This is a genomic window from Rhizorhabdus sp. GW822-FHT03C02, from assembly GCF_058801765.1.
Genome location: NZ_JBXANN010000004.1, coordinates 168,800 through 191,539 on the forward strand (window position 1 = coordinate 168,800; position 22,740 = coordinate 191,539).

Annotated in this window: 22 protein-coding genes and 1 tRNA gene; 15 read left to right on the forward strand and 8 right to left on the reverse strand. The window is 69.6% G+C overall.

The window, feature by feature from the left end:
• Positions 1 to 110: 110 nt before the first annotated feature.
• The 3 genes from AC1RM6_RS13185 to AC1RM6_RS13195 all read left to right on the forward strand — a co-directional run bounded on the left by AC1RM6_RS13185 (position 111) and on the right by AC1RM6_RS13195 (position 3,767).
• The gene (locus AC1RM6_RS13185) at positions 111 to 1,442 is read left to right on the forward strand and encodes an aldehyde dehydrogenase family protein (RefSeq protein WP_493101873.1); all 1,332 of its coding nucleotides are present in this window, start codon (positions 111 to 113) and stop codon (positions 1,440 to 1,442) included.
• A 136-nt stretch (positions 1,443 to 1,578) separates the two neighbouring features.
• Positions 1,579 to 3,576, forward strand: a complete 1,998-nt coding sequence (locus AC1RM6_RS13190) for a carbon starvation CstA family protein (protein WP_493102285.1) — start codon at positions 1,579 to 1,581, stop codon at positions 3,574 to 3,576.
• Complete coding sequence (locus AC1RM6_RS13195) at positions 3,573 to 3,767, forward strand: YbdD/YjiX family protein (RefSeq protein ID WP_493101875.1); 195 nt, start codon at positions 3,573 to 3,575, stop codon at positions 3,765 to 3,767. Before AC1RM6_RS13190 ends, AC1RM6_RS13195 begins: the two co-directional genes overlap by 4 nt.
• 25 nt (positions 3,768 to 3,792) lie before the next feature.
• Here AC1RM6_RS13195 and AC1RM6_RS13200 read toward each other — a convergent pair whose 3' ends face one another.
• Positions 3,793 to 4,089 carry a putative quinol monooxygenase gene (locus AC1RM6_RS13200; RefSeq protein WP_493101877.1) on the reverse strand — a complete coding sequence of 99 codons (297 nt, stop codon included), beginning with the start codon at positions 4,087 to 4,089 and terminating at the stop codon, positions 3,793 to 3,795.
• A gap of 14 nt (positions 4,090 to 4,103) precedes the next feature.
• Positions 4,104 to 4,862 (reverse strand): alpha/beta hydrolase, encoded by a 759-nt coding sequence (locus tag AC1RM6_RS13205; protein WP_493101879.1) that lies wholly within the window; start codon positions 4,860 to 4,862, stop codon positions 4,104 to 4,106.
• Positions 4,863 to 5,091: 229 nt separating this feature from the next.
• Between AC1RM6_RS13205 and AC1RM6_RS13210 the strand changes: the two genes are divergently transcribed.
• From AC1RM6_RS13210 to scpC, 4 genes are all read left to right on the forward strand, one after another.
• A complete protein-coding gene (locus tag AC1RM6_RS13210; protein ID WP_493101881.1) occupies positions 5,092 to 5,439 on the forward strand; it encodes a cyclic nucleotide-binding domain-containing protein in 348 nt (115 codons plus the stop codon).
• Positions 5,439 to 6,731, forward strand: a complete 1,293-nt coding sequence (locus tag AC1RM6_RS13215; RefSeq protein WP_493101883.1) for an NAD(P)/FAD-dependent oxidoreductase — start codon at positions 5,439 to 5,441, stop codon at positions 6,729 to 6,731. Before AC1RM6_RS13210 ends, AC1RM6_RS13215 begins: the two co-directional genes overlap by 1 nt.
• Positions 6,732 to 6,852: 121 nt before the next feature.
• Positions 6,853 to 6,926 (forward strand) — tRNA-Gly (locus AC1RM6_RS13220).
• A 130-nt stretch (positions 6,927 to 7,056) separates the two neighbouring features.
• Positions 7,057 to 8,568: a succinyl-CoA:acetate CoA-transferase ScpC gene (gene scpC, locus AC1RM6_RS13225; RefSeq protein ID WP_493101885.1), complete on the forward strand. Its 1,512-nt coding sequence runs from the start codon at positions 7,057 to 7,059 to the stop codon at positions 8,566 to 8,568.
• Between the two features lie 51 nt (positions 8,569 to 8,619).
• Here scpC and AC1RM6_RS13230 read toward each other — a convergent pair whose 3' ends face one another.
• Positions 8,620 to 9,531 (reverse strand): LysR family transcriptional regulator, encoded by a 912-nt coding sequence (locus AC1RM6_RS13230; RefSeq protein WP_493101887.1) that lies wholly within the window; start codon positions 9,529 to 9,531, stop codon positions 8,620 to 8,622.
• 171 nt (positions 9,532 to 9,702) lie between these two features.
• Between AC1RM6_RS13230 and AC1RM6_RS13235 the strand changes: the two genes are divergently transcribed.
• Genes AC1RM6_RS13235 through AC1RM6_RS13250 form a run of 4 tightly spaced genes read left to right on the forward strand, consistent with a single transcriptional unit; the run spans position 9,703 to position 14,453 of the window.
• The gene (locus AC1RM6_RS13235; protein ID WP_493101889.1) at positions 9,703 to 11,133 is read left to right on the forward strand and encodes an MFS transporter; all 1,431 of its coding nucleotides are present in this window, start codon (positions 9,703 to 9,705) and stop codon (positions 11,131 to 11,133) included.
• A complete protein-coding gene (locus AC1RM6_RS13240) occupies positions 11,130 to 12,113 on the forward strand; it encodes a nucleoside hydrolase (protein ID WP_493101891.1) in 984 nt (327 codons plus the stop codon). Before AC1RM6_RS13235 ends, AC1RM6_RS13240 begins: the two co-directional genes overlap by 4 nt.
• Before the next feature lie 4 nt (positions 12,114 to 12,117).
• Positions 12,118 to 13,092 carry an adenosine deaminase gene (gene add / locus AC1RM6_RS13245; protein ID WP_493101893.1) on the forward strand — a complete coding sequence of 325 codons (975 nt, stop codon included), beginning with the start codon at positions 12,118 to 12,120 and terminating at the stop codon, positions 13,090 to 13,092.
• Positions 13,093 to 13,115: 23 nt separating this feature from the next.
• Positions 13,116 to 14,453 (forward strand): 8-oxoguanine deaminase, encoded by a 1,338-nt coding sequence (locus AC1RM6_RS13250; protein ID WP_493101895.1) that lies wholly within the window; start codon positions 13,116 to 13,118, stop codon positions 14,451 to 14,453.
• Positions 14,454 to 14,570: 117 nt separating this feature from the next.
• Here AC1RM6_RS13250 and AC1RM6_RS13255 read toward each other — a convergent pair whose 3' ends face one another.
• Both AC1RM6_RS13255 and AC1RM6_RS13260 read right to left on the reverse strand, forming a co-directional pair.
• On the reverse strand, positions 14,571 to 15,263 hold the full coding sequence (locus AC1RM6_RS13255) for a response regulator (protein ID WP_493101897.1): 693 nt from the start codon (positions 15,261 to 15,263) through the stop codon (positions 14,571 to 14,573).
• On the reverse strand, positions 15,260 to 16,126 hold the full coding sequence (locus AC1RM6_RS13260) for a sensor histidine kinase (RefSeq protein WP_493101899.1): 867 nt from the start codon (positions 16,124 to 16,126) through the stop codon (positions 15,260 to 15,262). Before AC1RM6_RS13260 ends, AC1RM6_RS13255 begins: the two co-directional genes overlap by 4 nt.
• A gap of 195 nt (positions 16,127 to 16,321) precedes the next feature.
• Here AC1RM6_RS13260 and AC1RM6_RS13265 point away from each other — a divergent pair, with 195 nt between their 5' ends.
• From AC1RM6_RS13265 to AC1RM6_RS13275, 3 genes are read left to right on the forward strand one after another with little or no spacing between them, the layout of a single operon-like run.
• Positions 16,322 to 16,888: an RNA polymerase sigma factor gene (locus tag AC1RM6_RS13265; RefSeq protein ID WP_493101900.1), complete on the forward strand. Its 567-nt coding sequence runs from the start codon at positions 16,322 to 16,324 to the stop codon at positions 16,886 to 16,888.
• Positions 16,878 to 17,852, forward strand: a complete 975-nt coding sequence (locus AC1RM6_RS13270; RefSeq protein ID WP_493101901.1) for a FecR family protein — start codon at positions 16,878 to 16,880, stop codon at positions 17,850 to 17,852. Before AC1RM6_RS13265 ends, AC1RM6_RS13270 begins: the two co-directional genes overlap by 11 nt.
• Entirely contained in the window at positions 17,839 to 20,193 is a 2,355-nt protein-coding gene (locus AC1RM6_RS13275; protein WP_493101903.1) for a TonB-dependent receptor, read from the forward strand. Before AC1RM6_RS13270 ends, AC1RM6_RS13275 begins: the two co-directional genes overlap by 14 nt.
• A gap of 6 nt (positions 20,194 to 20,199) precedes the next feature.
• Here AC1RM6_RS13275 and AC1RM6_RS13280 read toward each other — a convergent pair whose 3' ends face one another.
• The 3 genes from AC1RM6_RS13280 to AC1RM6_RS13290 form a co-directional block, all read right to left on the reverse strand.
• Positions 20,200 to 20,922, reverse strand: coding sequence for a DUF3313 domain-containing protein (locus AC1RM6_RS13280; RefSeq protein ID WP_493101905.1), 723 nt, complete (start codon positions 20,920 to 20,922; stop codon positions 20,200 to 20,202).
• 169 nt (positions 20,923 to 21,091) lie between these two features.
• Complete coding sequence (locus tag AC1RM6_RS13285) at positions 21,092 to 21,460, reverse strand: DUF2147 domain-containing protein (RefSeq protein WP_493102287.1); 369 nt, start codon at positions 21,458 to 21,460, stop codon at positions 21,092 to 21,094.
• Between the two features lie 59 nt (positions 21,461 to 21,519).
• Complete coding sequence (locus AC1RM6_RS13290) at positions 21,520 to 21,786, reverse strand: hypothetical protein (protein ID WP_493101907.1); 267 nt, start codon at positions 21,784 to 21,786, stop codon at positions 21,520 to 21,522.
• A gap of 216 nt (positions 21,787 to 22,002) precedes the next feature.
• Here AC1RM6_RS13290 and AC1RM6_RS13295 point away from each other — a divergent pair, with 216 nt between their 5' ends.
• Positions 22,003 to 22,674: an outer membrane beta-barrel protein gene (locus tag AC1RM6_RS13295; protein WP_493101909.1), complete on the forward strand. Its 672-nt coding sequence runs from the start codon at positions 22,003 to 22,005 to the stop codon at positions 22,672 to 22,674.
• Positions 22,675 to 22,740 lie beyond the last annotated feature (66 nt).

Genomic DNA, 22,740 nt, shown 5'->3' on the forward strand with positions numbered 1-22,740 from the left:
ACAATGTCGCGCACGCATCGCGAAGCTCGATCGCGCCCGGCGGCTATCGGGATGCTCCGCCGGTGCCGGAATCCGCCGCCGGCGTCCCGTCCCGGATTCGCGGAGCCGCCATGTCGATCCTTACTCCCTCGTTCCAGGCAGGCCTGCGCGATCTGATCGAGGCGCAGCGTCTCGCCTTCCACCGCGACGGCTTTCCCGAAGCGGGGTGCCGCCGCGCCCGGCTGAAGCGGCTCGACGATCTGCTGGTCGCGCACGGGGCCGACATCGCGCAGGCGCTGTCGGAGGATTTCGGCCATCGCAGCCATGACGAGACCCGGGACGAGATCGGCGGCGCGCTGTCCGCGCTGCGCGCCGCGGCCGCCAATGTCGAACGATGGATGGCGCCGGCGCCTGCCGCCGATGCCGCGCGGCGCGTCGAACAGGGGCCGCTGGGGGTGGTCGGGGTGATCGCCCCGTGGAGCTTTCCGATCATCACCCTCTTCGGCCCGCTGGCGGCGATCGTCGCCGCGGGCAACCGCGCGATCGTCAAGCCGTCGGAGCGCATCCCCCGCACCGCGCAACTGCTGGCGCGGCTGATCGCCGACCGCTGCGACCCGGCCGAGATCGCGGTCGTGCAGGGCGGCGTCGACGAGGGCGCCTCGTTCGCGGCGGCGGCGTTCGACCATATCGTCTTCACCGGCTCGCAGGCGGCCGCGCGCCACATCCTCAGGGCGGCGGCGAGCCATCTGACCCCGGTGACGGTCGAGCTCGGTGGCAAGTCGCCTGCGATCGTCACCGCGGATGCCGATTTCGAGGCGGCGGCGGCGCGGATCATGGCGGCGAAGATCCGCAATGCCGGCCAGTCCTGCCTCGCCCCCGATCATGTGTTCGTTCCCCAGGGCCGCGAGCCGGCCTTCGCCGCGGCCTGCCGCCGGGCGGTCCGCGCGTTGCTTCCCGACGGGGTGCGGTCGCCGCACTACACCGCGATCGTCTCCGACCGCCATTATCGGCGGCTCGCGCGGATCGTCGAGGATGCGCGGGCGCTGGGCGCCGAGGTGGCGACGCTGCTCGAAGGATCGGACGCCGAACGGCGGCTGTTCGCGCCGACGCTGCTGCTCGAGGCCCGGCTCGGCATGATGGCGCTCCAGGAGGAGATTTTCGGTCCGGTGCTGCCGGTCGTCGGCTATCGCGAGCTGCCGCATGTGTTCGGTGCGATCGGCACCGGGCCGCGTCCGCCGGCGCTCTCCTATTTCGGGCGCGACGACGCGGCCGCGCGCCGGGCGCTCGCCGCCACCGCATCGGGCGGGGTGGCGATCAACGCGGTCATGGGCGACACGCCGATGGTCGCCGGCGCGGGCCGTTCGGGCATGGGGGCCTGTCACGGTCGGGCCGGCTTCGAGACCTTCAGCCACACGCGGCCGGTCTATCGGCGGGCCGGGCACGCGCGGGAGGAGGCCGCCTAGCGGCCGGTCGCGCGTGCCTTCGCTATTGCGCGAATAGCGGCTATCGGTCGTTCGCGGCAGCACGGAAAGGGAGATGATCTTGCTCAAATCGATCGGCTGGGGCGCGCTGTCGCTGCTCGGGGCGCTGGCCTTCGCGATGATCGCGCTGGCGCGCGGCGAGGCGGTCAACGCGGTGTGGATCGTGATCGCCGCGGCCTGCGTCTATCTGATCGCCTATCGCTTCTACGCGCGCTTCATCGCGACGAAGGTGATGCGGCTCGATCCCGCGCGGCCGACGCCGGCGATCACCCGCGCCGACGGGCTCGATTTCGTCGCGACCGATCGCACGGTGCTGTTCGGCCATCATTTCGCGGCGATCGCCGGCGCAGGGCCGCTGGTCGGCCCGGTGCTCGCCGCGCAGATGGGCTATCTGCCGGGCCTGTTGTGGATCCTCGCCGGGGTGGTGCTGGCCGGTGCGGTCCAGGACTTCATGATCCTGTTCATCTCGATGCGGCGCGAGGGCCGCTCGCTCGGCGAACTGATCCGGCTGGAAATGGGGACGATCCCCGGCACGATCGCGCTGTTCGGCGCCTTCCTGATCATGGTCATCATCCTGGCGGTGCTCGCGCTGATCGTCGTCAAGGCGCTGGCGAACAGCCCCTGGGGGATGTTCACCGTCGCCGCGACGATCCCGCTCGCACTGCTGATGGGCGCCTATAGCCGCTGGGTGCGGCCGGGGCGGATCGGCGAGGTGTCGCTGCTCGGGCTCGCCGGGCTGCTGCTGGCGATCGTCTATGGCCGCGACGTCGCGGTGTCGGCGACGCTCGCGCCGCTGTTCACCTTCACCCCGGTGCAGCTCTGCTGGATCCTGGTCGGCTATGGCGCGATCGCGTCGCTGCTGCCGGTGTGGCTGCTGCTGGCGCCGCGCGACTATCTGTCGACCTTCCTCAAGATCGGTGCGATCCTGGCGCTGGCGATCGGCATCCTCGTCGTCGCGCCGCCGATGCGGATGCCGTCGATCACCCAGTTCGCCGGCGGCGGCGGGCCGGTCTGGTCGGGTTCGCTGTTTCCCTTCCTGTTCATCACCATCGCCTGCGGTGCGGTGTCGGGCTTTCACGCGCTGATCGCGAGCGGCACCACCCCCAAGCTGATCGCCAGCGAGGCGCATGCGCCGATCATCGGCTATGGCGCGATGCTGGCCGAGAGCATGGTCGCGGTGATGGCGCTGGTCGGCGCCTCGGTGATCGATCCGGGCATCTATTTCGCGATGAACAGCCCGGCGGCGATCGTCGGCACCGATCCGGCGAGCGCCGCGCAGGCGGTCAGCGCGATGGGCTTCGCGATCACCCCCGAGGCCCTGTCCCAGATCGCCCGCGACGTCGGCGAGACCAGCATCATCTCGCGCGCGGGCGGCGCGCCGACGCTGGCGGTGGGGATGGCGCATATCTTCAGCCAGCTCGTCGGCGGGCAGGCGATGATGGCCTTCTGGTATCATTTCGCGATCCTGTTCGAGGCGCTGTTCATCCTCACCGCGGTCGACGCCGGCACCCGCGCCTGCCGCTTCATGCTGCAGGATCTGATCGGCCTCGCGGTGCCGGGCTTCCGCAACGCGACCTCGTTCGTGCCGTCGCTGGTCGGCACCCTGCTGTGCGTCGCGTCCTGGGGCTTCTTCCTCTACCAGGGGGTCACCGATCCGCTCGGCGGGGTGAACACGCTGTGGCCGCTGTTCGGCATCTCCAACCAGATGCTCGCCGCGATCGCGCTGATGCTGGCGACGGTGGTGCTGTTCCGGATGAAGCGCGAACGCTACGCCTGGGTGACCGCGATCCCGACCGCCTGGCTGCTGATCTGTACCCTGTCGGCGGGGCTGCTCAAGCTGGTCTCGGCCGATCCCAAGGTCGGCTTCCTCGCCCATGCCGCGAAGTTCGAGGCGGCGATCGCGCGCGGCGAACTGCTGGCGCCGGCCAAGTCGGTCGCCGACATGCGGGCGATCCTGTTCAACGACTGGATCGACGCGGCGCTGACCCTGGTGTTCATGCTGGTGGTGCTGTCGATCCTCGGCTTCGGGGTGCGGACCTGCCTCGCGGCGAAGCGCGCGGATCGCCCGACCGCGCGCGAATTGCCCGAAATGGTGGCCGAACGGGGGGCGGCATGAGCAGGCTGCGCGCGCTGCTGGCGAAGCTCGCCGAGGCTGGCCGGCTGATGGTCGGCCAGACCTCCTATCCCGCCTATCGCGAGCATATGGCCGCGCATCATCCCGGCGACCCGGTGATGGACGAGCGCGCCTTCTTCCGCCACCGCCAGGACAGCCGCTACGGCGGCCGGAACGGCGGCCGCTGCTGCTGACCCTAGCGGGCGGCCCGGGATAGGGTCAGGCGACCTCGACCGGATCGAGCGCCACCGCGGTGCGGTCGGCGAGATCGCCGATCCGCGACAGATAATGCTGGAAATGCGGGCTTGCGCGGTGGGCGGTATTGGCCGCGCCGTCGACATAGAGCTCGTCGAGGACGAAGCGGGCGGGGTCGCCCTGATCGGCCCACAGATCGTAGCGCAGATTGCCGGGCTCGGCGCGGCTGGGGGCGATCAGCCCGCCGAGCAAAGCCCGCAATTCTTCGGCCTTGCCCGGCCTGGCGGCGAGGATCGCCATGACCTTCACATGCTGTGCCATGATCCTGCTCCCGCTTATTTCGACCGGGCCGCGGCCGCTTCGATGAAGCTCGTGACCTCCTGCGGGTGCGCGAGCATCACCGCATGGCTGCTGCCGATCTCCTGCACCGTCCCGCCGGTCCGCTTGGCCATCGCGCGCTGCTGGCTCGGCGGGATCATCCGATCCTGCGTCGTGACCAGGAAGGATGTCGGTTTGGTCTTCCACGCCGCGGTGGTGAATTTGAACTGCACCGCCTTCACCCCCCAGGGGACCTGCGCCGCCGCCATGAATGTCGTCGTCGACGGGTCGACCCCGGCGGCGAAGGCGTTCGGGAATTTGGCCTGGTCGACGAGCAGATAGCCGTCGGTGGGGCCGACCAGCGGCGCCTTGGCCTCGCCGGGCGTCGGCTGTTCGGCAAGGCCGATGATGCTCTCGCCGATATCGGGCGCGAACGCCGCGAGGTAGACGAGGCCCGCGACCTTGGGATCGTCCCCGGCCTGGGTGATCACCCCGCCGCCATAGGAATGGCCGACCAGGATCACCGGATGCTTCGCCGCCGCGATCACCCGCGCGGTCGCCGCGACGTCCTCCTCGATCGTGACCGTCGGATTCTGCACCACCAGCACCTCATAGCCGTCGCGGGTCAGCCGATCATAGACCGCCTTCCAGCCCGATCCGTCGACGAAGGCGCCGTGGACGAGCACGATCGACACCGGCTTTTGCGCCTGCGCCTGGCCGACCGCCGGCGCCGTCACGGCGAGCATCGCCAGAACTGCTGAAATCATCCGGATCATGACGCCACTCTCCCCTGGGCTCGGAAAATGCGGAAAACAAAGACACGCCAGGCGCGCCGGGCCGGCACGCGCGATCGGTCCGAACCTTTCGCAAGACCGCCCGGGCGACAAGCAGAGAAGATGAGACGGGCTTGTGCGGTGGTGCACAGCGGTTCGGCCGCTTGGCGGATGCGTCGGTCGGCGATCCGGTTCAGGGTGCGCCGGCACCACCCGACGGGGAACCAGGCCCATGAGCATCCTCGATACCCGCCGGCACCAGATGTTCCCGGTGCTGGCGCCCGCCCAGATCGCGACCGCGCGGCGTTTCGCCGGTGGCCCCCAACGCCGCTTCGCGCCCGGAGAGCGCGTCTATGCGATCGGCGAGATTGGCGCGCCGTCCTGGCTGGTGTTGGAGGGGAGCGTCGACATCCGCCGGCGCAGCGGCCTGAGCGGCGAGACCGCGGTCACCATCTATGGCCCCGGACAGTTCAGCGGCGAGGTCAACCAGCTTGCCGGGCGTCCGTCGATCGCGGGTGGGCGCGCCGGGCTGCAGGCTGCGTCGCGCTGCCGTTCGACGCTGCGCATCTGCGCGCGCTGATGGTCGGATCGGCCGAACTCGGCGAGATCGTGATGCGCGCGCTGATCCTGCGCCGCGCCGAACTGATCGAGGATGCCGGGGCGGGCACGATCCTGATCGGCGCGCCCGACAGTCCCGACTTCGTCCGGCTGCAGGGCTTCCTGCGGCAAAGCGCCTTTCCCAACCTCGTCCTCGACGCGGCGACCGATGCCGAGGGGCGGGCGCTGGTCGAGCGTATCGGGATCCCGCCGGACGAGCTGCCGCTGGTGGTCTGTCCCGACGGCAGGCTGCTGCGCAATCCGTCCGAGTTCGAACTCGCGACCTGCCTGGGGCTGACGCCCGCGATCGATCCTGCTGCCGCCTATGATGTCGCGATCGTCGGGGCCGGGCCGGCGGGGCTCGCCGCCGCGGTCTATGCCGCGTCCGAGGGGCTGTCGGTGATCGTCCTCGACGGGCGCAGCGCCGGCGGACAGGCGGGGGCATCGGCGCGGATCGAGAATTATCTCGGCTTTCCGACCGGCATATCGGGCCATGCGCTGGCCGCCCGCGCGTTCAACCAGGCGCTCAAATTCGGCGCCGAGATCGGGGTGCCGCTTGAGGTCGCCCATCTCGACTGCTCGACCGAAAAGCTTGCGATCGAGCTGGCCGACGGCCGGCGCCTCGCCGCCGGTGCGGTGGTGATCGCCTCCGGCGCGCGCTATCGCCGCCCCGACATTCCCGACCTGGCGACCTTCGAGGGCAATGGCGTGTCCTACTGGGCCTCGCCGATCGAGGCGCGGCTGTGCGCCGGCGAGACGGTGGCGCTGGTCGGCGGTGGCAATTCGGCGGGGCAGGCGATCGCCTTCCTCGCGCCGCAGGTGAAGCAACTGCACCTGTTCGTCCGGCGGCCGCTGGCGGAGACCATGTCGCGCTATCTGATCGACCGGATCGCCGCGCTGCCCAATGTCGAGATCCATGTCGGGACCGAGATCGTCGCGCTGACCGGCGATCGCCTGGCGGGGCTGGCCTCGGCGAGCTTCCGCAGCCTCGCCGACGGGGCGGTGAAAAGCTGCGACCTGCGCCATCTGTTCCTGTTCGTCGGCGCCGATCCCAATGCCGGCTGGCTCCATGGCTGCGTCGAGACCGACGAACAGGGCTTCATCGTCACCGGCAGGGACACGCTGGCGCTCGAGACCAGCCGGCCGGGGATCTTCGCGATCGGCGACGTGCGCGCGGGCTCGACGAAGCGCGTCGCCGCCGCGGTCGGCGAGGGCGCCGCGGTGGTCGCCCAGATCCACGCGATGATCGCCCGGCGATCGGCGCGGGCATCATGAGTGCCCGGAGGCGTATCGTGCGACGATTGGCGGCACCGGATCGAACAAAGCCCGTCGACGATATTGCGAACGCCGCGCGGCCCCGCTAAGGAACGTCCGCAGCCGTCGGAATTCCGACGATGCGGGTGTAGCTCAATGGCAGAGCAGAAGCTTCCCAAGCTTACGACGAGGGTTCGATTCCCTTCACCCGCTCCAATCTTCCCCGATGATTCTCGCGGCTGGCGCATTTCGTTCGACAGGGCTTTACAGATCGGTACGCGGCTCGCATGCGGGCGACCGATCCTACCCATCTGCCGCATGCTGGCGGCTGCCGGAGATAGCGCCCATGACCGACCGTATCGCCAACCCCGAACTGGCCGCACGCCGGATGAGCGCGCAGGACGCCGCCCGGTTCATCGAGCATGGCATGACCGTCGGGATGAGCGGCTTCACCGGATCGGGCTATCCCAAGGCGGTCCCGCTGGCGCTGGCCGAGCATATCCAGAACGAGCATGACGCCGGCCGCCCGATGCGGGTGAAGGTGTGGACCGGCGCGTCGACCGGCCCCGAGCTCGACGGCGCCCTCGCCAAGGCCGACGGCATCGAATTGCGGCTGCCGTACAACAGCGATCCGATCGCGCGCGAGCGCATCAACCGTGGCGAGATGGACTATCTCGACATGCATCTGAGCCAGGTCGCGCCGATGGCGTGGCAAGGCTTTCTCGGGCCGCTCGATGTCGCGGTGATCGAGGTGGCCGGCATCCGGGCCGATGGCTCGCTGATCCCGTCCTCGTCGGTCGGCAACAACAAGACCTGGCTCGACCGCGCGACGTCGGTGATCCTCGAGGTCAATCGCTGGCAGAATCCGGCGCTCGATGGCATGCACGACATCTATTACGGCACCGCGCTGCCGCCGCACCGCGTGCCGATCCCGCTGGTGCGGCCCGACGACCGGATCGGCGAGACCAGCCTGCGATGCGATCCCGCGAAGATCGTCGCGGTGGTCGAGACCGACGCGCCCGATCGCAATGCGCCGTTCACCCCGCCCGACGCGGCGGCGGGGGCGATCGCGGGGCATCTGCTCGAATTTCTCGGCCATGAGGTGAAACAGGGCCGCCTGCCGGCCTCGCTGCTGCCGCTGCAATCGGGTGTCGGCAATATCGCCAATGCCGTGCTGGCAGGCCTGGTCGACGGTCCCTTCGAAAATATGATGGCCTATACCGAGGTCATCCAGGACGGGATGCTCGACCTGCTCGATTCGGGCCGGCTGCGGATGGCGTCGGCCACGGCTTTCTCGCTCAGCCCCGAGGCGGCGCACCGGCTCAACGCCGACATGGCGCGCTATCGCGACAAGATGATCCTGCGCCCGCAGGAGATCAGCAACCATCCCGAACTGATCCGGCGCCTCGGCTGCATCGCGATGAACGGGCTGATCGAGGCCGACATCTACGGCAATGTGAATTCGACCTGCGTGATGGGCTCGCGCATCCAGAACGGGATCGGCGGGTCGGGCGATTTCGCGCGCAATGCCTATCTGTCGATCTTCACGACACCGTCGACCGCCAAGGGCGGCAAGATCTCGGCGATCGTGCCCCAGGCCTCGCATGTCGATCATATCATGCAGGACGTGCAGGTGATCGTCACCGAGCAGGGGCTGGCCGACCTGCGCGGCCTGTCGCCGAAGAAACGCGCCGGACTGATCATCGAGAATTGCGCGCATCCGGACTATCGCCCGGCGCTGCGCGACTATCATGCCCGCGCGCTGGCCGGCTCTTATGGCCTGCACGCGCCGTCGCTGCCGGCCGAGGCGCTGTCGTGGCACCAGCGGTTCATGGAGACCGGCTCGATGCGGCTCTGATAGCGGATAGCGGCGAGCCGACGCACCGGGGAAGGGGGGCGGCCCCCAAGCTCAGATCACCGGCACGTCCTCGCCCCGCATCAGCGTCGACAGATGGCCGATGAACAGCGACGCCGGCACCGACAATGTCCGCCCGCTCGCGCTGACCAGCGAGAAGATCGACAGCGGCGCCGGGGTGTCGGCGAGCGGCACGAAGACGAGTTCGCCGCGACCGACCTCGCTCATCGCGTCGAGCGCCGAGACGATGCCGACCCCGACCCCGCTGGCGACCAGCGACTTGACGATGTTGATCCCGCTCGACGCGATGAACGGCCGGATCGCCCCGCCGACGCTGCGCGCCCAGGCCTTGTCGAGCACCCCGCGCAGCGAGATCGATTCGTCGGGGACGATCAGCGGCAGATCGGCGCAGTCGACGAGGCCGATCTCGGACCGCGCGGCGAGCGGGTGATCGGGCAGCATCACCAGCCCGAGCGGATAGAGCAGGGTGCGCTCGACCCGCAGTTCCTGGCTCTCGGGCGAATTGGCGGTCAGGCCGATATCGCACTCGCCCGCGATCACCAGCCGCACCACCGTCTCGGCGCTGCCGGTGCGCAGCCGGAAGGCGATCGACGGATATTTGGCGCAGAAGCCGGCGATGCCGCGCTTGAGCAGTTCGGCGGCGCCCTCGATCAGCACGATCGACACCTCGCCGCGCCGCAATCCCCGGAGATCGTCGATCTGGGCCTCGACCCCGCGCAGCTCGCGCCGCCAGCGGCGGATGCCGTCGGCGAGCATCTCGCCCGCGGTGGTCATCCGCAGGCCGCGGGTGGTGCGCTCGAACAAAGGCACCCCGAAATATTGTTCGAGCTGCAAGATCTGCCGGTCGATCGCCGACGGCGCGATCCGCAGCACCTCGGAGGCGCGGCGGATCGATCCCTGCCGCGCCACCTCGTCGAAATAGATCGCCGCGCGGCCGATGATCATCGGCGGCCTCCGATAGTGCTGTTCGCATTTTGCGATTGGCTGGCCCGATTTTTGGTCATGGATTGGATCATTCCACGGCCATAGACCGGAGACAAGTCGGGTGCCGATAGCACCGGGCGGGGGGAGGAGGCGGAAAAGACCGTCACCGGCGGTGGCGCCATGGGGGGAACTATGGACAACGCTGCACGCCTGACCGGCGCTTTTCCGCCTCCGCAATCGCCCGTCCCCGACGGCGAGCCGCTGCGCGGCTTCGAGGCGGCGGCGCTGGTCGCGACCCTCACCTTCGCGGTGCTGTCCTATCAGCTCAACGCGACGATGATCACTCCGGTGCTGCCGCGGCTGGCGGCCGAGCTCGGCGAGAGCCTCGACCATATCGCCTGGGTGTCGTCGCTGTTCTTCCTGTCGGGCGGGATCGCCGGGGTGGTGCTCGCGCGGTGGAGCGACTTCATCGGCCGCAAGGCCTGCCTGATTTTCGTCCTCGTCCTGCTCGGTATCGGCACGACCCTGTGCATCGTCGCGCCCAACCTGCCGGTGCTGCTCGCCGGCCGGGTGCTGCAGGGCTGCACCAGCGCGACCTTCCAGCTCGCCTACATCCTGCTGCGCGAGGCGCTGCGCAAGGAGGCGTTCGGGCCGATGCTCGGGCTGCTCACCGCGATCTGCGGCGGTGCGGGCGGGGTCGACGGCTATCTCGGCGGGCTGCTGGCCGAGACCTATGGCGTCCGATCGGTGTTCGTCTTCATCCTGTTCGCGGGGCTGGCCGCGCTGCTGACGGTGATCTTCGTGGTGCCGCGCGACCGGCCGCAGGGCGGGCAGGGGCGGATGGACTGGCCGGGGGCGGCGGCGCTGTCGGCCGGGCTGGTCTGCACCAGCTTCTTCGTGTCGAAGGGCGCGGGCACCGGCTGGGTCAGCGGCGGCGCGCTCGGCTGGCTGGCGGGGGCGGCCATCGCCTTTGCCGGTTTCTGGCGGATCGAGGGGCGCAGCGCGACCCCGCTGATCGCCACCCGCCATCTGCGCTCGCGCCAGGTCTGGCCGCTGTTGGCGACGACCCTGCTGACGCTGGCGGGGATCTTCGCGGTGATCAACTTCACCATCGTCCTGCTCAGCCAGGATGCCAAGCATGGCTTCGGCTATGACAGCGCGACCTCGGCGCTGTTCTTCCTGTCGCCGGCGGCGCTGATCGGGCTGTTCAGCGCACCGTTCGCCGGCTGGCTGGCGGGCCGGCTCGGCTGGATCCCCGTGCTGCGCTGGGGTCTGGTCGCCAGCATCGCACTGCTGATCATGATCGCGGCCGGGCTCGGCCATCCGCTGGTGGTGATGCTCGCGGTGGCGGGGCTCGGCTTCACCTATAACGGCCTCGCGCTGACCACCGCCAACGGACTCGGGGTGCTGCTGTCGCCGAAGTCGGCGCCCGCGGCGCTGCCCGGGCTCAACGGCGCCGCCTTCGGCATCGGCGCCAATCTCGGCATCGCCGTCGTCGCGCCGTTCTGCGCGAGCGGCAGCGCGGGGGGCTATTTGACCGCGCTTTCGATCTCGTGCGGTCTGACGATCCTCGCGCTATGGGGCAGCCTGTGCATAAGGCCGCTCGAAGGAGAAGAGGATTGACCACGCCAGGACCCACCCCGGTCTATTTCGATTGCGATACCGGCATCGACGATTCGATGGCGCTCGCCTGGCTGCTGGCGTCGCCCGCGATCGATCTGGTCGGGGTCGGCACGGTCAGCGGCAATACCAGCGCCGCCCAGGCCGCGCGCAACAGCCTCGACCTGCTCGGCCTCGCCGGGCGCGGCGACGTGCCGGTTGCGATCGGCGCGCATGATCCGCTTAAGGGCAGTTTCAACGGCGGGGTGCCCTGGATCCATGGCGACAATGGCGTCGGCAATGTCGTGCTGCCGACCGCCCCGCGCGAACCCGAGCCCGGCGACGCCGCCGACCTGCTGATCCGGCTCGCCCACGAACATGGCGGCCGGCTGGCGATCGTCACCGTCGGCCCGACCACCAACATCGCGGTCGCACTGGCGCGCGATCCCGGGCTCGCCGCGCGGATCGCCCACGTGACGACGATGGGCGGCGCGGCCCTAGTCCCCGGCAATATCAGCGCGGTCGCCGAGGCCAATCTCGGCAATGATCCCGAGGCCGCCGCCGCGCTGGTCGGGGCGGGCTGGGACATCACCCTGGTGCCGCTCGACATCACCCTCGAGAACCGGCTCTACGAGGCCGACCGCCAAGCGCTGCTCGCCGCGCCGACCGCGCTGGTGCGGGCGATCGGGGCGATGCTCGATCTCTATTTCGACTTCTACGTGCCCTTCTATGGCGAGCGCAGCTGCGCGCTCCACGATCCGCTCGCCGCGGCGATCGCGACCGGCGACATCGTCGCCACCCGCGCCCCCGCGGTCGAGATCGTCGTCGACACCACGATGGGCCCCGGCCGCGGCCAGACGATCTGCGACCTGCGCGGGCAGCGGCTCGGGCCGGTCGACATGCCCGGCGTGGTCACCCGGGTCGCGCTCGCCACCGATCGCCCGCTCGGGCCGCTGCTGGTCGAGCGGCTGGCCGGTTTCGCGCCGGCGGCGGCGGTCCGCTAGCGCGATGCTGATCAACCTCCACAGCCATCTCGAAGGCCGGGTCCGGCCCGACACCGCGCGCGAGCTCGGCGCGGCGCTCGGCCTGCCCGAGCCCGCGGGCGGCTGGGAGGAGGCGCTGCAACTGCCCTGTCCGTCGAACCTCACCGTCTATCTGGCGAAGGTCAGCGCGACCTATCCCTTCTTCTCGCGCCCCGACACGCTGATCCGCATCGCCCGCGAGGCGGTCGAGGATGCCGCCGCCGACGGCGGGGATTATCTCGAGCTGCGCTTCGGCCCGCTCAGCCATGTCGGCGGTGGCATGGATCTCGACGCGGTGATCGCCGCGGTCTGCGAGGGGATCGCGCAAGGGTCGCAGGCGAGCGGCATGGCGTCGGGGGCGGTGGTCTGTTCGCTCAGGCTCCACGATGCCGAGGCCAATGCGGGGGTCGCCCGCGCCGCCGCGCGCTTCGCCGGGCGCGGGGTGGTCGGCTTCGACCTCGCCGGCGACGAGATCCTCTATCCCGATCTCGGCGTCCATGCCGATGCCTTCGCGATCGCGCGGGCCGCCGGGCTCGGCCTGACCTGCCACGCCGCCGAAGCCGGGCCGGCGCAGGCGGCGATCGACGCGGTCGACCTGCTCGGGGTCACCAGGATCGGCCATGGCACCCATATCGCCGACGACCCGCAGGTGCTGCGCGAGATCGCCGCGCGCGGCATCGTCGTCGAGGCGTGCCCGACCTCGAACTGGTATACCGGCGGCATCGCCGACATCGGCGCGCATCCCGCCGGCCATTTCCACGCCCATGGCGTTTCGCTGGTGCTCGGCGACGACAATCCGCGCCAGACCGGTTCGCCGCTGTCGGCCGAACGGCGGTTGCTGCGCGACCGGCTCGGCTTCGACGCGGCGGCGCTCGATGCGCTCGACCGGACCAGCGTGGCGGCGGGCTTCATGGAGCCGGCGGTCCGCGACCGGCTGGCCGCCCGCCTCGCGCGGGCCTGAATCGACTATCTGGAGTTTCTGAGATGCGGCTTTGGCTGAAAGACCCGCTCGCCATATTCGGTGCCGGCTGCGACGGCGGGCTCGTCGTCGAGGACGGCGTGATCGCCGAGCTGTTGCCCGCGGGCGCGGTGCCGGCGGCGCCGGTCGACGAGACGATCGATGCCGGCGGCCATGTCGTGCTGCCCGGGCTGATCAACACCCATCACCATTTCTACCAGAACATGACCCGCGCCCATCCCGCGGCGATCAACAAGTCGCTGTTCGGCTGGCTGCAGGCGCTCTACCCGATCTGGGCGCGGATGACCCCGGAGGCGCTCGAACTGGCGACCGAGGCGGCGCTGATCGAACTGCTGATGTCGGGGGTCACCACCACCTCCGACCATCATTATCTGTTCCCGGCGGGGATGGAGGAGGCGATCGACATCCAGGTCGCGGTCGCGCGCCGGGTGGGCATGCGGGTGACGCTCACCCGCGGATCGATGAGCCTGTCGGTCGACGATGGCGGGTTGCCGCCGCGTTCGGTGGTCCAGCGCGATGCGGCGATCCTCGCCGACAGCGAACGGCTGATCGCACGCTATCACGACCGGTCGCATGGTTCGTTCGTCCAGATCGCGCTCGCGCCCTGCTCGCCCTTCTCGGTGACCCCCGAGCTGATGCGCGACACCGCGCTGCTCGCCGAGCGCCATGACTGCCGGCTCCACACCCATCTCGCCGAGACCGAGGATGAGGACGCCTTCTGCCTGCACAAGTTCGGCCGGCGTCCGCTCGACCATCTCGAACATGTCGGCTGGCTCAGCGACCGCACCTGGCTGGCGCATGGCGTCCATTTCGATCCGGGCGAGATCGCCCGGCTCGGGCAGCACGGGGTCGCGGTCTGCCATTGCCCGACCTCGAACATGCTGCTCGCCTCGGGCCAGTGCCATACGCTCGCGCTCGAGGCGGCGGGCAGTCCGGTCGGGCTCGGGGTCGACGGATCGGCGTCGAACGATGCCGGCAACGGGATGGAGGCGGTGCGCCATGCGCTGCTGCTCAACCGGCTGCGCTACGGCGCCGACCGGATGACCCATCTCGACGCGCTGCGCTGGGCGACCGAGGGTTCGGCACGCTGCCTCGGCCGCGACGATATCGGCCGGCTGGCGGTGGGTGCTGCGGCCGACCTCGCGCTGTTCCGGGTCGACGACGAACTCAGCATGTCGGGCGCGCACGATCCGCTCGCGGCGCTGATACTGTGCGGCGCCACCCGCGCCGACCGGGTGATGGTCGGTGGCCGCTGGCTGGTCTGGGACCGGATGCCGGTCGGGGTCGATCTCGCGGGGTTGCGCGCGCGGCACCATGCGCTGGCGCGGCGGCTCTACGCCTGATCAGATTTATACGCGATCTCGAAGATGCTGACGCATCCTTGATCGATTTGCTCAAGCGCCGCACGGGCTGATACCAGGCCTGGGTGAGTCGGGCTCACCGGGACCTGGTATTATGGTTCAGCCGTCGGGCCACAGCCGATAGCCGATCCCGCGCACCGGCTCGATCATGCCGGTGCATCCGGCCGCAGCCAGCTTCTGGCGGAGCTTCGACAAATGGCTGTCGACGACGCGGTCGAAGGCGTCGCTGTCGGGCGACACCGCCTCGAGCAGTTCGGCGCGCGCGAAGGCGCGGCGCGGCCGGCGCGCCATATGCGCCAATATCGCATATTCGGTCGGGGTGAGCGGCAGCCTTTGTTCGGCGCCGTCATCGGCGCGGCAGCTCGCGATGTGCGCCTCGAGATCGATGAGGAGCGGGCCGACGCTCAGCGTCTGCCGTGTGGCGCTCCCCTGGGTCCGGCGCAGCACCGCGCGCACCCGTTCGACCACTTCGGCGGGGTTGAACGGCTTCACCACATAGTCGTCGGCGCCGATCCGCAGCGCCGACAGCCGGGTGACGTCGTCGTCGACCGCGGTGACCATGATCACCGGGGTGTCAAAGCGCCGCCGGACCGCGGTCAGCACGTCGATCCCGTCGCCCCCCGGCAGGCCCATGTCGAGCAGCATCAGGTCGGGCAGGAACTGTGCCTGGGTGCGGATCGCGTCGGGCACGCTGGTCGCACGCGCCACCTCGAACCCACCGCGTTCGACATAAGCGGCGAGCAGGTCGCCGATCTCGGGCTCGTCCTCGACGATCAGCACGCGGCTGCTCATCGGCGGCGCTCGCGCGGCGCGGTCCAGGACGCGTCGACGAGGGCGGGCGGGGACGGGAACGCCGCGGTCGCCCGGATCGCGCGCGGCCCCGCGATCGGCAGCCAGACCGAGAAGCAGGCGCCCGACCGGTCGCTGCGGTTCCGCGCGGTGATCCGCCCGCCATGGGCTTCGGCGAGCCGCGCCGACACGGTGAGGCCGAGGCCGCTTCCCGGCCGGCCCGCGCTGCGATTGGCCGGCGCGCGCCAGAACGGCGTGAACAGCTTCGCCGCATCCCGCGGCGCGAAGCCGGGCCCTTCGTCGAGGATATGGGTCACCACCTCGCCGTCGATGCACTCGGTCATGATCATGATCGTCCGGTCCCGCGGGCCATGCTTGATCGCGTTGGTCAGGATATTGGTGAAGATCTGGGTCAGCCGCACCGGATCGCCGAGCACCGCCACCGGCGCATAGCGTTCGACGAAGGCAATGCCGCGCGGTGCCACCAGCGAACGCAGGTCGGCGGTGGTCTCGCGCAGCAGCGCGTCGAGGTTCAGCCGCCGCCGGTCGAGCGTCAACTGCCCGGCATCGGCCTGTGCCAGCGCGCCCAGATCCTCGGTGATGTGGAGGAGATGGTCGACCTGGCGCAGCAGCCGCGCGGCCTCGTCCGATCCGGGGACGATCACCCCGTCCTCGAGCCCGTGGAGCCGCCCCTTGAGGATGGTCAGCGGGGTGCGCAGCTCATGCGCGATGCCGGCGGCGATCAGCGTGCGCCGCCGATCGGCGGTGTCGTGCCCGCGCCGCGCCATTGCCTTGATGGAGCGTCCGGCCCGGGCGAGGAACGTCGCCAGCCAGGCGGGTCGATCGGTAACTGCTTCGGCGATCATCAGGATCTCCCTTCGTCACTGAGACGCCGATGGCCACGGGCTTCCCCATCATTTTTTCGCAATCCTGTGCGAACCCCGCCGCGAAAGTCCGCCGGCAAGCCATCGCACCGTCGATGTTGCATCGCAGCAAAGCGATTGGCGATGCGCCGCCGCCGGGCTAGGAGGAGGGCGACTGCCAGCAGGATCGGCGACGAGATGGTGCGTGACGGCCTTGTTCAGGCCTTTCTGGAGACGAGGGAGGCGCTGGCGCGCTATCTGGGCCTGCGCGGCGCATCGGCCGACGAGGCCGAGGATCTGCTCCAGGAAATCTACATCAAGCTGTCGTCGGACCGCAGCGGCCCGATCGCCGAACCGCGCGCCTATCTCTACCGGATGACCAGCAACCATTTCCTCGACCATCGGCGCACCGCGGGCCGGCGGGCGCGGCGCGAGGAGGATTGGGTCGACGTCCATAGCGGCGAGGATCGCGCGATCGACGATACCCCCTCGGTCGAGGCGAGCCTGGTCGCGCGCGAGCAACTGGCGATCCTCCAGGCGGTGATCGACCGGCTGCCCGATCGCACCCGGCTGATCTTCCAGCGCTTCCGGGTCGATGGCGAGCCGCAGCGGCGGATCGCCGAGGATCTCGGCATCAGCGTCAGCGCGATCGAGAAGCATCTGACCCGCGCTTATGAGGCGATCGCCGCGGCGAAGCTGAAACTTGATGGGGAGGTGCGCGGGGATCGGCGTCTTAGCCATGAAAGGGGACGCCATGGAGGATGAGACGCAGGACGGCGTGCAGGCGCGGGCGATCGGCTGGCATGTCCGGCTGCGCGATGGCGACGATGCCGCCTGGGCCGCGTTCGCCGATTGGCTCGGCGAGGATCCGCGCCATGGCGAGGCCTATGATCTGGTCGAACGGACCGACCTCGCGGTCGACGCGCTGCTGCCCGACATCGTCTTCCGGACGGCGGCGAACGATGTCGACGAGGCCGATAGGCCGGCCGACGGCGCGCGCCATCGGCGGCGCTGGCTGTTCGGCGGCGGCGGGGCGCTGGCGGCATCGGTCGCCGCGGCGCTGATCGTCGGCCCGCAATTCGCCCCGACCCGCTACGAGGTCGCGACCGGCCCCGGCGAACATCGCATCGTCATGCTCGATCCGACCACCCGGGTCGCGCTCAACGGTGGCACCCGGATGATCTTCGACCGCAAGGACCCGCGCTTCGCCGAACTGGCCAGCGGCGAGGCACTGTTCGAGGTCCGCCACGATCCAGCGAGGCCGTTCCGGCTGATCGTCGGCGACAACCGGGTCGAGGATGTCGGGACGGTATTCGATGTCGTCCACGACCGCGAAGGCGTCCGCGTCGCGGTCGCCGAGGGCGAGGTCCGCTATAATCCGGGTGGCGACGATGTGTCGCTGCGCGCCGGCCAGGCGCTCGCCGATCCGGCCGCGGGCGGCACGATCCGGGTCGGATCGGCCGCCGCCGGATCGGTCGGCGGCTGGCGGACCGGGCAACTCGTCTATGCGGGCGAGTCGATGGCGCGGGTGGCGGCCGATCTCGGCCGGTCGCTGGGCATCCGGATCGTCGTCGCCGATGCGATCGCCGATCGGCCCTTTTCGGGCACGATCGCGCTCGACGGGACCGGGCCCGCCCAGCTCGACCGGCTGATGCCCGCGCTCGACGTGGTCTTCGTCGCCGGACAGGGCGGCTGGACGATGAAACCCGCCAGCAGTGCGGGGCGGTAGATGGGCGGCGCTGGCCGTCGGCGTCGCCTATAGCATCGGTGCGGTCGATGCCGCCGTGGCGGCGCGGTTCGACGTGCCCGCCGGCTCGCTCGCGGCGGTCGCATCGGCGATCGGTATTCAGGCCGGGATCACCGTCAGCCTGACCGACCCGTCGCTCGCCACACGCCGGTCGCCCGGGGTGCGCGGCACGATGCCGGTGCGCGCGGCGCTGGCGCGTGCCCTGCGCGGCACCGGCGCGGAGCCGGTCTTCTACGATGTCCGCACAGTCCGGATCGTCGCGCGCCGCGTCGCGCCGGTGGCGCCGCCGGCACCTGCTCGGTCCGTTCCAAACGCGATCGAAGCCGATGGCGACATCGTCGTGATGGCCAGCAAGCTCGGCCTGTCGATCGACCATTATCCGGGGTCGGTGCGCGTCGTCGAACTCGATCCCGCCGATCTCGCGCGCGGGGCGGGGGCGGGCACCGCCGCGCTGACCCGGGCGATGCCGATCCTCGGGTCGACCAATCTCGGCCCGGCGCGCAACAAGCTGTTCATCCGCGGCATCGCCGACAGCAGCTTCAACGGCCCGACCCAGGGCACGGTCGGCCAATATCTCGGCGATGTCCGCCTCAACTACAACGCCCCCGATCCCAATCTGAATCTCTACGACATGAAACGGGTCGAGATATTGGTGGGGCCGCAGGGCACGCTCTACGGCGCCAGTTCGCTCGGCGGGGTCGTCCGGCTGGTGCCCAATCCGCCCGATGCACGGCAGGTTTCGGCCAGCGCGACCGCGGGATATAGCAGCACCCGGTTCGGCAGGCCCGGCACCGACGGCGCGTTCATGATCAACGTTCCGATCGTCGATGGCCGGATCGCCTTCCGCCTGGTCGGCTTCGCCAATCGCGAGGGCGGCTATATCGACGATAGTGCGCGCGGGCTGAAGGATATCAACCGCACCGACAGCATCGGCCAGCGCTTCACCCTGCGCTTCGGCGAGGCACCGGGCTGGACCGTCGACCTGGGCGTCGCGATCCAGAACAGCAACAGCCGCGACGGCCAATATGCGCTGCGCGGCGAAGCGCCGCTGACCCGGCGCAGCGCGATCGCCCAGCCGTTCGGCAATGACTATTATCTCTTCTATCTCGCCGCGCGCGGGATGATCGGCGGGTCCGAGCTGGTCTCGACCACCTCGGCGGTGCGGCACGAGCTCAGGACCGTCTATGACGCGACCGGCTATGACGGCACCGCGACGCCCGCGCGCTACGAAGAGAATAATTTCATCATCCTGCTGTCGCACGAGACCCGGCTGTCGGGCGGGACCGTGCGCGAACCCTGGGTGATCGGCGCGACCAGCATCTACAATGCCAGCGCGCTGGTCCGCTCGCTCGGCCCGCTCGATCCGCGGGTGCGCGTCGCCGGCGTCGTCAACGAACAGCTCGAGGCCGCCCTGTTCGGCCAATATGCCAACAAGATCGGGTCCAACCTGACCGCGACGCTCGGCACCCGGCTGACCTTCGCCAACCGCATCGGCCGTTCGCTCGAACAGGCGAGGGTCAGGAAGGGCGGGGTGATCCGCAACGACCTGCGGCTGTCCTCGACGGCGGCGCTCGACTGGCATCCGGCGCGCAGCTTTTCGGCCTTCGCCCATTATCAGCAAGGCTATCGCGCGGGCGGGCTGGCGGTGACCCCGGCCGGTACCGCGGCCGACAGCCAGCGTTTCGCGGCCGACACGCTCGACACGGGCGAGCTCGGCATCAGGCTGGGCCGGATCGACCGCGACCCGCTGTCGCTGCGCGCCGCGCTGTTCCGCGCCGGCTGGGACGATATCCAGGCCGATCTGGTCGATGCGCGGGGCCTGCCCTACACCGCCAATATCGGCCGCGGCCGGATCATCGGCATCGATGGCGAGATCGGCTGGCGGCCCCTGCCGGCGCTGACGGTGACCATGTCCGGCTATGTCAGCCGCAGCCGGCTGGTCGATCCGGCCGAAGCGTTCGCCGATGCCGGGTCGAAGAGCTTGCCGGGCATCGCCGGCAATGGCGGCCGGGTCGCCGCGGTCTGGCGCGGCAGGCTGGGCGAGGGTGTCGATCTGAGCACGACCGCCTCATTGCGCTATGTCGGCCGGTCGAAGCTCGGCATCGGATCGCTGCTGGCGATTCCACAGGGCGACTATCTGTTCGGCGATGTCGGCGCGCGGATCGATTTCGGGCCGTTCGCGCTGTCGCTCGACATCGCCAATATCGGCGATGTCCGCGCGAACAGCTTCGCCTTCGGCAATCCGTTCAGCCTCGCGCAACGCGACCAGATCACCCCGCTCAGGCCGCGCACGATCCGGCTGGGAATCGACCGGCGGTTCTGACACCGGTCAGCGCCGGGATCCTTCGTCTGTCTGCGGCGCAGCGGCGGTGATCTGTTCGAGCAGGTCGTCGGCGCCCTTGCGCACCCCGGCACGCGATGCCGCGAGCGACCCGAAGCTCGCGCCGATGTTGAGCGCGTTGGGATATTGCTTGGTGACCTGCGCCAGCAGCAGCTTCTGGCTGGCGGCATCGTAGATCTCGACCGCATAGATCACCGATCCGGTGAGCGTACCCTCCTTGCCGCGCGCACCCTGGACGGCATTATAGGGGCCGCCGGCAAGATCGAAGCGCGAGAAGGTGCCCAGCACCGGTGTCGTCGTCCGCGCACCGGTCAGTGTCAGCCGGATTCGCAGCGTGCTCGGCCCGGGTTTGGCGACGATCTCGAACGCGGTCGCCAGTCTCTGCCCGAACTGTTCCTCCATATAGGCCGCGAGCGCCTCGCGATCCTCCTGCGACATCTTGCCGAACTGGGCGTCGGGGCCGTCATAGACCGCGACCGGCTCGACGATCGCCTTGTAGTAGCGGCGCCAGTTGACCGGGGTCGCAAAAGCGAACGGGATCTTACCCGAACGATCGGCCGCGTTGGCGTGCAGTTCGACGGACGAATCGAGATCGGAATAGGCAACCGGCCGGGTGGTCGCGCAGCCGCTGACGCCGATACAGGCGATCAGCAGGGCCGTGATACGAGCCGGGCGCAGTGCGGTCGTGGAGGGGCATATATTGTCGATCATGGGCAACTCCTGTGCTGCCGCCGATGATCGCGGATGATGATGGACGCCCGATGGAGGTGATGTCGGCAAAGGATGAAGACATCGCCGCCATCGGGGTCGGGCTCATGCTCATACGCGATCTCGAGGATGCTGACGCATCTCGATCGATATGCTCAAGCGCCGCACGGTATCAGGTGGTCGGCTGCCAGGTCGGACCCTTGCAGAGGAAGGCGACGCAGCCCTCGACCTTGAGCGTTCCGTCCGGATTGGCGGTCACCTTGGCACTGTAGATCTTGCCCGATCGCGGATCGAGGATCTTGCCCTTCCACAATGATCCCGAGGCGGCCAGTTCGGTCAGGATCGCGGTGCCGACCGTCGATTTCTCGCCCGGCTTGGGTTTCAGGACCTTCACGACCTTGCCGCACAGAAATTTGCCGCAGGGCGCGATCTCGACCACCGCTTCGGCATTGTCCGTGAGCCATTTGCCGGTGATCGGCCTGGCCGCGGCCGCGGCATGGGCCTGCCCCGCCATCGCCGCCGCGGCGATGATCGCATGCATTGCTGCCACTCGCTTGCTTTTCATATCGCTACCTCGCTCGTTGGTTTGAATCGTCTGGATCAAGGCCGTCCGGGCTCGAAATAAATCGTCCGTCCATCTTCGTCACGGCAATGCCGGCCGTCGCGGTCGCAGTCGGCGCGTTCGCCGTCGCGCGCTTCGGCCTTGCGCATCGCCCGCTCGGCATTGCGGTCGGCCTCGTCCTGGCTGGTCGTGGTCCAGTCGACGACCTTGCCCGTCGCCTTGAACGGCAGCGTCGCGACGGCACAGCCGCTCAGGCTCAATCCCAGCCCCAACCCCAGGCCGAGGGGCAGAACGGGGGCAGCCATCATTGTCATTCTTCGCATCGATCGCTCCATCATTTTCCGTGCCGCCATGGCGTGGGCCCGGTCGATGGACATCGGATGGAGGGATGGTGGAGCGACGGTTCGGCGGGGGCTCCATCGTCCCTCCATCGAAAGCGGGTCGGCCCTCCATCGTCGGCGGGCATCAGGGCTTCCGGACGCCGGCCCTGTTGGCCGCGAACGTCATCGAAAGGCTTGTACATGTCGCGATTCACCTCCCGCTTCCTCATGACCGCCATGCTCGGCGGGGCGCTGGCGGCGCCTGCGATGGCGCAGTCGGAACCGGACAAGGGCATTTATGCGGTCGCCCGCGTCGGCGGTGCGATCGGCAGCGAGGCGAAGATCGACGACGCCTCGTCCTTCTTTCGGGACAAGACCAAATATAAGGCCGGCATCACCGGGCAGATCGGCGGCGGCTATGATTTCGGGATGTTCCGGCTCGAACAGACGATCGGCTATTCGAGCATCGACCTGAACGGCAAGAAGGCCGCGACCGGCGGCTTCGACGCCGACGGGCGCAGCCGCATGTTCAGCACCAGCGTCGCCGGCTATATCGACATCCCGCTGCACGCGATCGTCGTGCCCTATGTCGGCGGCGGCGTCGGCATCGCCCGGGTCGACTCGCGGCTGTCGCGCGTCAGCGGAACGACCGGGGTCGGCAGCAGCTACAGCGGCAAGGACTGGGGGATGATGTTCCACGGCGATGTCGGCGTCGGCATCGAGGTCGCGCCGAAGACGACGGTCGAGGTCGGCGGCCGCTACACCCGGGTCAGCGGGCTCAAATATGACGGCCAGTCGGGCACGACCGATGCGAGCTTCAGGCCGAAGCTGTCGAGCATCTCGGCGACGCTGGGCGTGCGCCACATCTTCTGATCCGGTCGGTCGGGGGGGGGGGGGGGGGGGGGGAGCGGCGAACCCCCACGGGGGAGGTGGGTGCGG

Bases quoted from the DNA above. Each gene is read 5' to 3' on its own strand.
- AC1RM6_RS13210 (WP_493101881.1), top strand. From the start codon at position 5,092: ATGAGCATCCTCGATACCCGCCGGCACCAGATGTTCCCGGTGCTGGCG.
- AC1RM6_RS13195 (WP_493101875.1), top strand. From the start codon at position 3,573: ATGAGCAGGCTGCGCGCGCTGCTGGCGAAGCTCGCCGAGGCTGGCCGG.
- AC1RM6_RS13255 (WP_493101897.1), bottom strand. From the start codon at position 15,263: ATGAGCAGCCGCGTGCTGATCGTCGAGGACGAGCCCGAGATCGGCGAC.
- AC1RM6_RS13235 (WP_493101889.1), top strand. From the start codon at position 9,703: ATGGACAACGCTGCACGCCTGACCGGCGCTTTTCCGCCTCCGCAATCG.
- AC1RM6_RS13265 (WP_493101900.1), top strand. From the start codon at position 16,322: ATGGTGCGTGACGGCCTTGTTCAGGCCTTTCTGGAGACGAGGGAGGCG.
- AC1RM6_RS13285 (WP_493102287.1), bottom strand. From the start codon at position 21,460: ATGCATGCGATCATCGCCGCGGCGGCGATGGCGGGGCAGGCCCATGCC.
- AC1RM6_RS13185 (WP_493101873.1), top strand. From the start codon at position 111: ATGTCGATCCTTACTCCCTCGTTCCAGGCAGGCCTGCGCGATCTGATC.
- AC1RM6_RS13270 (WP_493101901.1), top strand. From the start codon at position 16,878: ATGGAGGATGAGACGCAGGACGGCGTGCAGGCGCGGGCGATCGGCTGG.
- AC1RM6_RS13205 (WP_493101879.1), bottom strand. From the start codon at position 4,862: ATGATCCGGATGATTTCAGCAGTTCTGGCGATGCTCGCCGTGACGGCG.
- AC1RM6_RS13215 (WP_493101883.1), top strand. From the start codon at position 5,439: ATGGTCGGATCGGCCGAACTCGGCGAGATCGTGATGCGCGCGCTGATC.
- scpC (WP_493101885.1), top strand. From the start codon at position 7,057: ATGACCGACCGTATCGCCAACCCCGAACTGGCCGCACGCCGGATGAGC.
- AC1RM6_RS13250 (WP_493101895.1), top strand. From the start codon at position 13,116: ATGCGGCTTTGGCTGAAAGACCCGCTCGCCATATTCGGTGCCGGCTGC.
- AC1RM6_RS13200 (WP_493101877.1), bottom strand. From the start codon at position 4,089: ATGGCACAGCATGTGAAGGTCATGGCGATCCTCGCCGCCAGGCCGGGC.
- AC1RM6_RS13260 (WP_493101899.1), bottom strand. From the start codon at position 16,126: ATGATCGCCGAAGCAGTTACCGATCGACCCGCCTGGCTGGCGACGTTC.
- AC1RM6_RS13295 (WP_493101909.1), top strand. From the start codon at position 22,003: ATGTCGCGATTCACCTCCCGCTTCCTCATGACCGCCATGCTCGGCGGG.
- AC1RM6_RS13280 (WP_493101905.1), bottom strand. From the start codon at position 20,922: ATGATCGACAATATATGCCCCTCCACGACCGCACTGCGCCCGGCTCGT.
- AC1RM6_RS13190 (WP_493102285.1), top strand. From the start codon at position 1,579: ATGATCGCGCTGGCGCGCGGCGAGGCGGTCAACGCGGTGTGGATCGTG.
- AC1RM6_RS13230 (WP_493101887.1), bottom strand. From the start codon at position 9,531: ATGATCATCGGCCGCGCGGCGATCTATTTCGACGAGGTGGCGCGGCAG.
- add (WP_493101893.1), top strand. From the start codon at position 12,118: ATGCTGATCAACCTCCACAGCCATCTCGAAGGCCGGGTCCGGCCCGAC.
- AC1RM6_RS13290 (WP_493101907.1), bottom strand. From the start codon at position 21,786: ATGGCTGCCCCCGTTCTGCCCCTCGGCCTGGGGTTGGGGCTGGGATTG.